At 69.0% G+C, this 11,151-nt stretch carries 14 protein-coding genes; 6 read left to right on the top strand and 8 right to left on the bottom strand.

The genetic code is table 11. From position 1 onward, the window contains the following. Window positions 1-51: 51 nt before the first annotated feature. The gene (locus BST38_RS28650) at window positions 52-1,185 is read right to left on the bottom strand and encodes a nitronate monooxygenase (RefSeq protein ID WP_083146925.1); all 1,134 of its coding nucleotides are present in this window, start codon (window positions 1,183-1,185) and stop codon (window positions 52-54) included. A gap of 54 nt (window positions 1,186-1,239) precedes the next feature. Then, entirely contained in the window at window positions 1,240-2,007 is a 768-nt protein-coding gene (locus BST38_RS28645) for an HAD family hydrolase (RefSeq protein ID WP_083146924.1), read from the bottom strand. A gap of 242 nt (window positions 2,008-2,249) precedes the next feature. On the opposite strand from BST38_RS28645, the gene BST38_RS28640 reads away from it, so the two are divergent. Further along, a complete protein-coding gene (locus tag BST38_RS28640; protein WP_083146923.1) occupies window positions 2,250-2,633 on the top strand; it encodes an STAS domain-containing protein in 384 nt (127 codons plus the stop codon). Window positions 2,634-2,678: 45 nt separating this feature from the next. After that, a complete protein-coding gene (locus BST38_RS28635; RefSeq protein WP_083146922.1) occupies window positions 2,679-3,125 on the top strand; it encodes an ATP-binding protein in 447 nt (148 codons plus the stop codon). On the opposite strand, the gene BST38_RS28630 is transcribed toward BST38_RS28635, so the two are convergent. Then, on the bottom strand, window positions 3,126-4,202 hold the full coding sequence (locus tag BST38_RS28630; RefSeq protein ID WP_083146921.1) for an NAD(P)H-dependent amine dehydrogenase family protein: 1,077 nt from the start codon (window positions 4,200-4,202) through the stop codon (window positions 3,126-3,128). 80 nt (window positions 4,203-4,282) lie between these two features. Between BST38_RS28630 and BST38_RS28625 the strand changes: the two genes are divergently transcribed. From BST38_RS28625 to BST38_RS28615, 3 genes are read left to right on the top strand one after another with little or no spacing between them, the layout of a single operon-like run. Then, entirely contained in the window at window positions 4,283-5,029 is a 747-nt protein-coding gene (locus tag BST38_RS28625) for a glucose 1-dehydrogenase (protein WP_083146920.1), read from the top strand. A 30-nt stretch (window positions 5,030-5,059) separates the two neighbouring features. Next, window positions 5,060-6,328 (top strand): competence/damage-inducible protein A, encoded by a 1,269-nt coding sequence (locus tag BST38_RS28620; RefSeq protein ID WP_083146919.1) that lies wholly within the window; start codon window positions 5,060-5,062, stop codon window positions 6,326-6,328. Window positions 6,329-6,384: 56 nt separating this feature from the next. Continuing rightward, a complete protein-coding gene (locus BST38_RS28615; RefSeq protein WP_083146918.1) occupies window positions 6,385-6,609 on the top strand; it encodes a hypothetical protein in 225 nt (74 codons plus the stop codon). Window positions 6,610-6,621: 12 nt separating this feature from the next. Here the strand turns inward: BST38_RS28615 and BST38_RS28610 are convergent, their stop codons facing one another. The 4 genes from BST38_RS28610 to BST38_RS28595 form a co-directional block, all read right to left on the bottom strand. After that, on the bottom strand, window positions 6,622-7,539 hold the full coding sequence (locus tag BST38_RS28610; protein ID WP_083146917.1) for an alpha/beta fold hydrolase: 918 nt from the start codon (window positions 7,537-7,539) through the stop codon (window positions 6,622-6,624). Window positions 7,540-7,604: 65 nt separating this feature from the next. Further along, the gene (locus BST38_RS28605; protein WP_083146926.1) at window positions 7,605-9,071 is read right to left on the bottom strand and encodes an amidase; all 1,467 of its coding nucleotides are present in this window, start codon (window positions 9,069-9,071) and stop codon (window positions 7,605-7,607) included. Window positions 9,072-9,128: 57 nt separating this feature from the next. Beyond that, a complete protein-coding gene (locus BST38_RS28600) occupies window positions 9,129-9,491 on the bottom strand; it encodes a hypothetical protein (RefSeq protein ID WP_083146916.1) in 363 nt (120 codons plus the stop codon). A 4-nt stretch (window positions 9,492-9,495) separates the two neighbouring features. Then, window positions 9,496-9,711, bottom strand: coding sequence for a hypothetical protein (locus tag BST38_RS28595; protein ID WP_083146915.1), 216 nt, complete (start codon window positions 9,709-9,711; stop codon window positions 9,496-9,498). A 129-nt stretch (window positions 9,712-9,840) separates the two neighbouring features. Between BST38_RS28595 and BST38_RS28590 the strand changes: the two genes are divergently transcribed. Then, window positions 9,841-10,320, top strand: coding sequence for a hypothetical protein (locus BST38_RS28590; protein WP_237160960.1), 480 nt, complete (start codon window positions 9,841-9,843; stop codon window positions 10,318-10,320). Window positions 10,321-10,337: 17 nt separating this feature from the next. On the opposite strand, the gene yaaA is transcribed toward BST38_RS28590, so the two are convergent. After that, window positions 10,338-11,084 carry a peroxide stress protein YaaA gene (gene yaaA / locus BST38_RS28585; protein ID WP_083146913.1) on the bottom strand — a complete coding sequence of 249 codons (747 nt, stop codon included), beginning with the start codon at window positions 11,082-11,084 and terminating at the stop codon, window positions 10,338-10,340. Window positions 11,085-11,151 lie beyond the last annotated feature (67 nt).

Below are 11,151 nucleotides of genomic sequence, written 5' to 3'. Positions count from 1 at the left end.
GAGAACCCAGCCGCAAACCCCGCCACCACGCCGGATTAATTCAGCAGGCTCCTAGACGCTGGCGGCCTCGTTGAGGTCGTTGAGCCGACCGGTCGCCTCCAGGTACTCCTGCACCCAGCGCTCGATCACCGTCGCGGTCTTCTCGACCTTGGTGAACTGGCCGACCACCTGGCCGATCGGGTTGAACGCGACGTCGACCGACTCGTTCGGGTACTTATGCGTGGCGGCGACCGCCATGCCGGAGACCATGTACTGCAGCGGCATGCCGAGCGGCTTCGGGTTGTTCGGGTCCTCCCACGCCTCGGTCCACTCGTTGCGCAGCATCCGAGCCGGCTTGCCGGTGAACGAGCGGCTGCGCACGGTGTCGCGGCTGCCGGCCTTGATGTAGGCCTCGTGCTGCACGGGGGTGTTCTCCGACTCCTCGACCATCACCCACTGCGAACCGGTCCACGCGCCCTGCGCGCCGAGCGCCAGCGCCGCGGCGATCTGCTGGCCGCTGCCGATGCCGCCGGCTGCCAGCACCGGTACCGGTGCGACCTCCTTGACCACCTGGGGCCACAGCACGATCGATCCGACCTCGCCGCAGTGGCCGCCGGCCTCGCCGCCCTGGGCGATGATGATGTCCACACCGGCGTCGGCGTGCTTGCGGGCCTGTGACGGCGAACCGCACAGCGCGGCGACCACCCGGCCGGCCTCGTGAATGTGCTTGATCATGTCCGCGGGCGGGGTGCCGAGCGCGTTGGCGATCATCGTGACCTTCGGGTGCCGCAGCGCGACCTCGACCTGCGGGGTGGCGGTCGCCTCGGTCCATCCGAGCAGTTGCAGCGCATCGTCGTCGCTGTGTTCGACCGGCACGCCGTGGTCGGACAGGATCTTCTTCGCGAAGTCGATGTGCTCGTCGGGCACCAGGTCGTTGAGCGTCTTCTTGAGCACCTCGGGATCCATGTCGGAGGCATCCATGCCCTCGTATTTGTTCGGGATCACGATGTCCACCCCGTACGGGTGGTCGCCGATGTTCTCATCGATCCAGTTCAGCTCGATCTCGAGCTGCTCGGGGGTGAAGCCGACCGCGCCGAGCACGCCGAAGCCGCCCGCCTTGCTGACGGCGACGACGACGTCGCGGCAGTGGGTGAACGCGAAGATCGGGAATTCGATCCCGAGTTGGTCGCACAGGGGAGTATGCATAGTCCGCTCCTGGTATGGCCATGGGGAACACAAGTAGGAAAACTGAAACGTGTTCTACTTTATTACACCGAGTAGTCCGCCGTGATTGCCCTTGCCCGGATTGACCACCTTGAGTACCGGCCAGCCCCGCTCGGCGGCCATCGCCGCGAGCTCGCGCCGTGGGTTGACCGGGCGTGGATAGCCCACCAACGTCATCAGCGCGATGTCCTCGTTGCCGTCGGCATAGAAGTAGCTCTTCTCCAGCGTCACGTCGTGCTGCTCGCAGAACCCCTGCACCGCGGCGGCCTTGCGGCGCCCCCAGATCACCGGACGCGCGATACGGCCGGTCAGCCTGCCGTCGGCGTCGACCTCGAAGTGGTTGCACAGCACATGGTCGATCTCCAGATATCGGGCCACCGGCTCGGCGTGGATGGTCAACGCCGACGAACTCATCACGACGGTGTGCCCGCGGCGCTGGTGGGCCAGCACGATCTCGTGCATGGCCGGGAACAGCCGCGACTGGACCCGCTCGGTGAAGAGCCGCTCGCCGACGACGTCGAGGTCGTCCAGCGATTCACCGCGCAGATATCCGGCTGCGCGCTCCAGCAGCCGGGCGAAGTTCACCCTGCCCAGCCGGTAACGCATCGCCGCCTCGATCACCCCGGTGACCTCCCCGATGCGGGCCTGTCGGCGCCGGATGCGGTCCCCGGCGTGCGCGGTGGCGGTGAAACCGTCGACGAGCGTGCCGTCCAGGTCGAAGAACGCGCCGATCGCGGGGCCGGCCGGACCGGCCTCGATCTCGGCGACCGGGTCGATCGACGTCGCTGCGTCTGACGGGCCCATATGCTCCTCACGTCGGGTCCCCATGCTCCCTCCGGGGCGGTGACCGGCACATATCGCGTAACCGACCGCCGCGTGCCACGCCATGCTACGGGCGTCAGGCAGGCTCCTGGTTTAATCTGTGGCCTGGTCGCCGCAACCGCCACGGTAGGTTGGTCTTGCCGGGTTCAGGATGCAGCCTGCGCGAGTGCACTGATCTGTGCTCTCGCAGAATGCGACGAGCGGCCTGACATGGAAGGTGAACCTTGGACGAGCAAGCAGCCGAAGGCACGAACGCCTCAGCGGCTTCGAATTGTGTCGTCACGCAGCGCTGGGTCGACCGGACGGCTGTCGTCGCGGTGGCCGGCGTCGTCGACATGCTGACCTCCCCGCAGCTGGAGACGGCGATCGACGAGGCACTGGAGCAGAAGCCCGGCGCGGTCGTGATCGATTTCACCGAGGTGGAGTTCCTCGCGTCGGCCGGTATGGGGGTTCTGGTCGCGGCGCACGACAAAGCCGGTTCAGAGGTCGCGATCAGCGTGGTCGCCGACGGTCCCGCCACAAGCCGACCGCTCAAGCTGGTCGGCATCGCCGACATCGTCGCGCTGTACGCCAGCCTCGACGAAGCTCTTGCCGCGCGTGAGACGTAGGAAAGCCGCTTAGGAACGTGTCGTGTGGGGTAGCCAGCGACTGCCATGATCGATGCCATGCCTCCGACTGAGGTCGCCAACGCCGAACGCTTCGAACGGTTCGGCCTCGACGCCGATGCCGGAGTCGTGGCGCGTGTCCGCCAGGAGTTCACCGACTGGCTGCGCCGGTTCTTCACCCTCGACGATGTTCGGCGCAGCGACATGGTGCTGGCGGTCAACGAGGCGCTGGCCAACGCGGCCGAGTTCGCCTACGTCCAGGCCGACCGTCCCGGCACCATCGATTTCCAGGCCGAGTACGACGCATCCTCACAGACGCTGTCGGTGTGCGTCGAGGACCGCGGCATGTGGCGCAAGCGTCAGACCGAACCGGCGCCCAGAACCCGGGGGCGCGGGATACCGCTGATGGAGACGCTGTCCGACCATGCGGTCATCGAACCCTCGACCAGCGGCACCACGGTCAAGATGCAGTGGCAGGGTGTTCCCCGCCGCTAGTCACCGTCGCCGGTAGGTGCCGTTACCCGTCACCAACGCCAGGTCCAGCGTGGTGCGGATCCCTGGCGCGGCGTTGATCACGTCCGGGATCGCGTTGACGATGCGCCCCGCGGCAGCCAGGATCGCCGCATAGTTGTGGTCGCCGTTGCGGCTGGTCGGGCAGATGTCCATCACGTAGGACGGCTCGCCGGTGATCTCGACCCGATACGACCCGCCCTCCTGTGCCGGCTGGGCCCAATCGGGTCGCAGATCCCCGCGGAGCCGGGTGATGTGTTCGACGACGATCACCGGCTCCCCGTCGACGATCCCCTCGATCAGGAACCGCACCGCGGCGACTGTGCCCTTCTTGATGGTGCCGACCGCGACGTCGAAGTCTTCCGGCGCGGGTTCCTGTTCGACCGAGTCGCGGATCTCGTCGACGGTCACGCCGAGTCCCGCGGCGAGCTGCCGGATCCCGACGCCCCATGCGGCGCTGAGCATGCCGGGCTGGTACAGGAACGGCAGGTCGCCCAACTCGTTCCCGAAGCCCATCACGTCGAACATCACGGTCGCCCCGTCGTAGGTGGCGTAGTCGGCGATCTCCATGGTGCGGATTCCGGTGATGCTCTGGCAGGTGCTCGCCAGCGCCAGCGGCAGCAGATCGGTGACGAAACCGGGGTCGACACCGGTGATGAACAGGCTCGAATCACCTTGCCGGGCCGCGGCTTCGACCTTCTCGATGGTGTGGTCACCGATGACACCCCATGGGTAGGACAGGAAGCCGGGGGAGGAGCCGACGACGTTGATGCCGGCCTCCAGCAGCCGACGCACGTCGGCGAGCGCCTCGCGCGGGCGGACGTCGCCCATTGCGCAGTACACCGCGCAGTCGGGTTCGGCGGCGATCACCGCGTCGAAGTCGTCGGTCGCCGCGACGCCGGTGGCCACGTCGAGGCGGGCCAGCTCGCCGGCGTCCTTGCCGACCTTCGCCGCGGAGGACACCCAGACCGTGGTCAGGTCGAACCGCGGGTCCTCGATCAGCTGGCGCAGCGCCAGGCTGCCGCAGTTGCCGGTTCCGATGAGCGCCACTCGAATAGCCATGCGCAGCAGTATGCGTGCTCCGAACGTAGATTGGAACAGGTTCTAATTTCTGTCCACAACGTGCGGTAACCTGACGCCCCATGGGACGCGTGGACGGAAAAGTGGCACTCATCAGTGGCGGTGCACAGGGTATGGGCGCCGCCGATGCGCGGGCCCTGGTCGCCGAGGGCGCCAAGGTCGTCATCGGCGACATCCTCGACGACAAGGGTCAGGCGCTCGCCGACGAGATCAACGCCGAGACGCCCGACTCGGCCCGCTACGTCCACCTCGACGTGACCCAGGCCGACCAGTGGGAGGCCGCCGTGGCCACCGCCGTACAGGACTTCGGCAAGCTCAACGTGCTGGTCAACAACGCGGGCACGGTGGCGCTCGGCATGATCGGCCAGTTCGACATGGCCAAGTGGCAGAAGGTGATCGACGTCAATCTGACCGGCACCTTCCTCGGTATGCAGGCGTCGGTGGAGGCGATGAAGGCCGCCGGCGGCGGTTCGATCATCAACATCTCCTCGATCGAGGGACTGCGCGGCGCGGTGATGGTGCACCCGTACGTGGCGTCGAAATGGGCGGTGCGCGGGCTGACGAAGTCCGCCGCCCTGGAACTCGGCGCGCACAACATCCGGGTGAACTCGGTGCATCCGGGCTTCATCCGCACGCCGATGACCAAGCATTTCCCCGACAACATGCTGCGCATCCCGCTGGGCAGGCCGGGTCAGCCCGAGGAGGTGGCGACCTTCGTGGTGTTCCTGGCCAGTGACGAATCCCGGTACTCCACCGGCGCGGAGTACGTGATGGACGGCGGCCTGACCAACGACGTGCCGCACAAGTAGCGCGCACGGCCCTGCGTAGAGTCTGCTCTCGTGAGCGCACGGGCCGGAATCGTGGTGACGGGGACCGAGGTCCTGACCGGACGGGTGAGGGACCTCAACGGTCCCTGGCTCGCCGACCGGCTGCTCGAACTCGGCGTCGAGCTCGGCCACATCACGCTGTGCGGGGATCGGCCCGCCGACATCGAGGCGCAGCTGCGTTTCCTGGCCGGACAGGGCGTCGACCTGATCATCACCAGCGGCGGGCTCGGCCCGACCGCCGACGACATGACGGTCGAGGTCGTCTCCCGGTTCTGTGAGCGCGATCTGGTCCTCGACCCCGGCCTCGAAGCCAAGATCGCCGACATCGTGACCGGGTTGATGGCGCGCTTCCCCGGCGTCGATCCCGACGCCGTGCTGGCCGCCAACCGCAAGCAGGCCCTGGTCCCGTCCGGGGCCGAGATCCTCGATCCGGTGGGCACCGCACCCGGTGTCGTGGTCGCCGGTGCGCCGACGGTCGTGGTGCTGCCGGGCCCGCCTCGCGAACTGCAGCCGATGTGGGACGCGGCGGTCGCGACCGACGCCGTGCAGCGCGCGATCGCCGGCCGGGTCACCTACCGGCAGGAGACGATCCGGATGTTCGGCCTGCCCGAGTCCGGGCTGGCCGACACGCTGCGCGAGGCGCAGACCCGGATCGCCGGATTCGAGCGGCTGGAGATCACGACGTGCCTGCGGCGCGGTGAGCTGGAGATCGTCACCCGGTACGAACCCCACGATGCGGCCGTCTATTCGGAACTGCTGAAAGTGCTGCGGGACAAGCACTCCCGCGAGCTCTTCTCCACCGACGGCACCTTCGTCGACGATCAGGTCGCCACGCTGCTGGCGGGCCGCACCATCGCCACCGCGGAGTCCTGCACGGCGGGGATGGTGGCAGCCCGACTGACCGACCGGCCTGGGTCGTCGGCGTACGTCGCCGGCGGTGTGGTGTCGTATTCCAACGAGGCCAAGATCGAGCTACTGGGGGTCGATGCGGCGCTGATCGAAGCGCACGGCGCGGTGTCCGAACCGGTCGCCGAGGCGATGGCCGCCGGCGCGCTGCGCCGGTTCGGCGCCGACACCGCGGTGGCCACCACCGGGATCGCCGGGCCCGGGGGCGGCTCGGAGGCCAAGCCGGTCGGCACCGTGTGCTTCTCGGTCGCGCTGGCCGACGGCACGTTCCTGACACGCACATCGCGGCTGCCCGGCAACCGCTCCGATGTCCGGGAACGGTCGACGACCGTCGCGATGCATCTCCTTCGCCGGGCCCTCACCGGCGACCGTTAGGGTGGGGCGCACGCCCGTGCACACGCACCCGAACACACCCCTGGAGAAACACACACATGGTTGACACCGACGAGCGACAGGCGGTCTCCACGCTCGCCGAGGAGGCGGGCTGGAATCACCGCGTCGAAGACCGCAACGACTACTTCGACAAGGGCGTGGTCCGCATCCACATCGTCTGGCAGGGCGACGCGAAGATCAGCGGGGGCACGCTCTACCACGACGACCTGATGCAGACGTACAGCCACGACCTCGGGACCGTCAGGGGCTGGCTGAAGCGCTGACCCGGTGGGACGTCACCGCTTCTGCGCGTCGTCCCAGAGATCGGTCATCGCCTGCATGATCGCCTCGGCCTCGCCGAGCCCGCCGAGGTGGCTCTCACCCGGCAGCGGATAGAACTCGGCGTCGGGCAGCAGGCCCACCACGTGCTTACCGTGCTCGAACGGCACGATGTGGTCGCAGTCGCCGTGCCACCACCGGACCGGGACCCTGACCTCGTCGAGCCGGAATCCCCAGTCGCGGGCGAACACGACGACATCGGCGAACGGCGCCGCCAGCTGCTTGCGGCTGCCGTTGAGCAGATCGTCGAGGAACATCGCCTTGAACTCGGGACGCGCCAGCAGCCGGCGGTCACCCTCCGGGGAGATGCTGGCGTACAGGTTGAGCACGGGTTCGGCGACCGGTTTGATCAATCGGATCAACCCCGTCGCGACGGCCGACAGCGGTGTTCCGACATGCTCGAGAACCGGTGCCACCGGCAGTCCGATCTTGCCCATCACGCCGCCACCGATACCGTCGGCGCCGCGGGTCGGGGCGACACCGCCGAGAATGCCGACCGCGATCACCCGATCCGGCATCGCCGCGGCGCACCCGAGCGTGTACGGGCCGCCACCGGAGAGGCCGATGATCTCCATCTTGTCGATGCCGAGGATGTCGGCGACCGTGCGCAGGTCGCCGGCGAAATCGATGACCTTTTGATACTCGTGCGGGGTCGAGGACCCGATGCCGGGACGGTCGACGCCGATCAGCCGGACGCCGTTCTTCTCGGCGAACACCCGCGCCTCGAGCGGGATCTGCCGGCGCGCGCCCGGCGTGCCGTGCAGCCAGAAGATCGCCCGTCCCTGCGGGTCGCCGAACTCGGCGAACCCGAGCTTGCGGTGGTCACCGACGGCGACGTTGCCTTCGAGCTTGGGGCGAGCGATGTCGACTGCCATGGGCGAAAGTGTCGCACGCTCAGATCGGGCCCCGGCTCGGCTCCGCCGAAACCCCGGTCACCCGCTCACGCGCCTCCGACCCACCCCGGGGGAAGGCGGTCCGCCCAGGGCAGAGTCTGCTCCAACTGCGCGGCGAGCTGCAGCAGGATCGTCTCGTCGGGGGCCATCAACTGCACGCCGATCGGCGATCCCTCGGCGGTGGTTCCGAGGGGCAGCGAGACCGCCGCCCATCCGGTCACGTTGGCCAGCGACGTCCATCCTGTGGTCGCGAACTCGACGTCGAAGAACTCCCGGACGCTGCCGCGCGGCCGGTCGAGTAGCCCGTACGGCGGCGGGCCGGTCAGCAGGGTCGGAACCAACAGCACGTCCGAACCGCTCATTTGGCCGGCGAACCGGCGGGTCTGGGCGTGCACCGTCGCGATGGCGCCGGCGTACTCCGCCCCGGTCGTGACGAATCCCTCGCGCACCATCTCCCAGGTACTGGGTTCGAACTCGTCCTCCCGGGGTTCCCGGCCGAGCACACTGCAGGCCAACTCGAAGAGCGCCACGTTGCTGACGGCGTGCAGTACCGCGACCGCGGAGGTCACGGCATCCGGGTCGACGGCGGGGAAGCCGGGTTCGACGACGTGCCCGAGTCCTTCGAGTACCACCCCGGCGTACTCGACGGCCGCGACCACGGCCGGTTGGGTGGCGGGCCCGGCGAACGGTGACTCGGTGGTGATCGTGATTCGTTGCGGCGGAGGGGTTTCGGAGATCGCGGTGAGGAAGCGCGCGGGTGGGGCCGGTGCGGAGTACGGGTCTCCGATCCCGGTGCCGGTCACCGCGTCGAGCAGGGCGGCGCTGTCGCGCACCGTGCGGGTCAGCGCGTGCTCGTTGACCAGCCCTTCGAGGCCGTGTCCGCCGCCGGGTGCGAACGACGTGCGGGCCCGCCTCGGCTTGAGGCCGACCAGACCGCAACATGACGCGGGCACCCGGATGGACCCGGTGCCGTCGCCCCCGGATGCCGCGGGCACGATCCCGGCCGCGACCGCCGCGGCCGACCCTCCGCTGGACCCGCCGGGCGACACCGTCGGCGACCACGGGTTGGCGGTGCGGCCGAACAGGGACGGCTCTGTCGTGCAATGGTTTCCCCATTCGGGGGTGTTGGTCTTGCCGAAGACCACCAGCCCCGCGTCGAGATAACGTTCGACAATCCACGCGGATTCGGCGGCCACATGGCCGCGCAGTGCGCGGGAGCCCATCGCTTCCGGGGCGCCGGCCAGGGAGGCGCCAAGATCCTTCAGCAGGAACGGAACTCCGCAGAGCGGGCCCGCGTCCCCGGTACGCAGCGCGCCGGACGCGTCGAGGGCGGCGGCCTGTTCGCGGCCGCGGTCGAACAGGTCGGTGATGACGGCGTTGAGCTCGCGTGACTTCTCCAGCCGGATGATCGCGGCCTCGAGGAGTTCGACCGCGGTGACCTCACCGGCGGCGGCGAGCGCCGCTTGGCCGACGGCATCCCGGGACGCCAGTTCGACCGCCGCCGACGTGTCCATGACGCGGATCATGCTGCCCGTGGGCGCGCCAGGCAACTCGGGGAGCGAAGGGAATCCTCAGCCGATCGCGGCCGAATAGCCCACCACACCCGCGCCCAGGGTCAGGATGCACAGTGTGAACGTGCCGATGGCGAAGGGCCACGCGGCATTTCGCCGCACCAGCGCGATGATCGTCACCACCATTCCGGCCACGCCGACGACGGCACCCGCGAACAGTGTCGTGAAGACTGCGTTCACGGCGCCGTCCACGCTGCACCGCGGCGGCGGGCAGTGGTCCAGGAAGGCCAACGAGAACAGCCCGAGGAATGCGGCCACGACGCCGAGCAGCGCGGTCAGGACCAGCACGACGATCGAGATCGCGATGTCGGCACCCGAGCGCTGTGGCGGAACCGGCGGCGGCGCGAAGTGCGGATGGCCCACCGCCTCAGCGCTCCGTCCGCGTCCGCTTGGCGACGATGCCGTCGGTGATCAGCAGCGCGATCAGGATGTCGGCGAAGGTGACGACCAACCCCCACCAGTACATCCAACGCAGCGTCGGATCCGGCTGCGCGGCGAAGTAGACGAACAGGAAGATGGGCCCGACGATGCCGAAGCCGAACGTCATCAGCTGAATTCGCACGTACACCCACAATGTGGACATCGCGCGAAGTGTCCCGCGTCTTGGTCTGCCCGTCAACGCGAACTAATCTGGCGGGGTACCGACCCGCGGACACCTCCGGGACCGCTGATCAGAATCGAGGACGACATGCGTCGTATCGCACGTACCTCAATGGCTGCGGTGATCGCGGTGAGCGGATCCGCGATCGCGGTCGCGGGAGCAGGGGGCGCATCGGCTGAAACCGGTGCGGGCGCACCGGCGGTCATCCCGTTCACCCAGACTCTGCGCCGCTGTGATTTCACGAAGTTCGCCTACACCGGTGGCGGGTACTACGGCAGGCCGAACGCATTCATGCGGATCGAGGGCGGCGACGTCGTCGCCGACATCCAGTTCGCCACCGGGGTTCCCAACACCGCGTACGACGTCAGGCTCATCCAGTTGCCGCGCTCGTCCGCGCGCACCTGCAATCCCGGCGATCCGGGCGTGTGGGTGGCGACGCTGTTCACCGACGCCGCGGGAGGGGGCGCCGTGACCGTGCGCGGCCCGGTCGATCCCGAAGCCACCGGCGCCTGGGTCTCGATGACCCGTCCCGGCCAGTTCACGCAGAAGCCGGAAGAGTTCTACACCAGCGATTTCGTGTTCGACTACTGAGGGTGTCGGCTACGGGGCTAGGCCGGCACCACCACGGTGAGGTGGCTGTCCCGGCGTTCGACGCGCATCCCGGCGCGGCGGGCGACCGCCGCGACCGCGGCCGCGTCGTCGGGCTCGGCTCGGCTGCCTGCCAGTGCTCGCGCCAGCCGACCCTTGTGCGCCTTGTTGAAGTGGCTGACGGTGCTGCGCCGTCCGTCCGAATGCTCGGCCACCACGTCGACCGTCACCGCGCCGGGCACCTTGCCCAGCGCGGCGTAGGAACCCGACCGTAGGTCGACCACGAGTTCCTGGTCCGCGATCTCGGCCAGTGCCGGCTCCAGGGTGGGTTTCCAGAAGGCGGCCAGCGTCGGGCGGCCCGGCAGTTTGGAGCCGGCCGACAGTCGGTACGCCGGAATACGGTCGTCCGCGCGGATCAGTCCGAACAGCGCGGAGACCACCGCCAGTCGGTGCTGCGCCCGCGTCGCGGCGGCACCGCGCAACGTCTCGACGTCGAGCGCGTCGTAGAGCACCCCGGTGTATCGCCCGATCGCGGGCAGCGTCGGGGAGGTGCACAGCGCCGCGTTGCGTTCGATCTCGGCGTCCTGGGACTTCGACAGGCCGAGCGCCGTGCGGCACGCCGGCGGATCGGCGGCGAGCTTGACCAGGTCGTCGACCAGGTCGCGGCGGGCATCGCTGAGCGCCGGAGAGGACAGCGAGTCCAGGTCGAGCGCGGGCCCGTCCCCGCCGTGGCGCTTGGTCTCAGAAGGCGGCAGCAGCACGATCACGGCACAGACCGTATCGTCTGCCCGACTCAGACCGGGGCGCCGGGAGGGGGCGGCGGGACCGGGGCGC

It is taken from the genome of Mycolicibacterium parafortuitum (assembly GCF_002086815.1).
In the GTDB taxonomy this organism is placed as follows: domain Bacteria; phylum Actinomycetota; class Actinomycetes; order Mycobacteriales; family Mycobacteriaceae; genus Mycobacterium; species Mycobacterium parafortuitum.
The sequence above is the reverse complement of the archived record's forward strand: the minus strand, read 5'-3'. Positions and strand labels throughout refer to the sequence as shown.